The sequence below is a fragment of the Acidovorax sp. KPB24-07 genome (assembly GCF_057543315.1).
In genome coordinates this window covers 1-652 of record NZ_BAAJYS010000896.1, presented here as the reverse complement: position 1 = coordinate 652, position 652 = coordinate 1, and the positions used below count along the sequence as shown (strand labels likewise).

The following is a 652-nucleotide window of genomic DNA, read 5'->3' as shown; positions in this document are numbered from 1 at the left end:
CGGGGCGTGGCCCTGGACGGCCCCGGCCCCGGCCCCGGCGCCGCGCCGGGTGTGGAGCGCGTGCAGGTGCCGGCTGGCCTCTACCTCGTGTTCCGCCGGCAGGGCGCGCTGCCGCAGGCCGTGATCGACACCTGGGGCGCGGTGTGGGCGCACTTCGGGCAGCACCCCGTGCCGCGCCGCCGCTTCGACGTCGATTTCGAGGCCTACGAAGGCCCCGACCAGGTGGCCGTCTGCATCGGCGTGCAGGGCTGACGCGCCCTGTGCGGGGCAGGGCACAATCCTCGCCCACGCCCCGATCCCGCCCCGATTGCCTCACCCATGCGCCGCGCCGACCGCCTGTTCCAGATCGTCCAGCTCATCCGGGGCCGGCGCCTGTCCACGGCCGACTTCCTGGCGAAGCGGCTGGAGGTCTCGGCGCGCACCATCTACCGCGACGTGGCCGACCTGCAGCACCAGGGCGTGCCCATCGAGGGCGAGGCCGGCGTGGGCTACCGCCTGGGCGCGGGCTTCGACCTGCCGCCGCTCATGTTCAGCCAGGGCGAGGCCAACGCCCTGGTCGCCGCCGCCCGGCTGGCGCAGTCCTGGCTGGACACCGGCCTGGCCGGCGAGGTGGAAAGCGCCCTGGGCAAGATCCTCTCGGTGCTGCCGCCCG

General features: G+C 75.5%; 2 protein-coding genes. Both read left to right on the top strand.

All coding sequences use genetic code 11. From position 1 onward, the window contains the following. The coding region (locus AC27IQ_RS26540) for a GyrI-like domain-containing protein (protein ID WP_487091454.1) at positions 1-252 on the top strand (252 nt) is incomplete at its 5' end. Between the two features lie 66 nt (positions 253-318). Next, positions 319-652, top strand: a 334-nt coding sequence (locus AC27IQ_RS26535; RefSeq protein ID WP_487091452.1) for a helix-turn-helix transcriptional regulator, incomplete at its 3' end; no start/stop codon positions are given.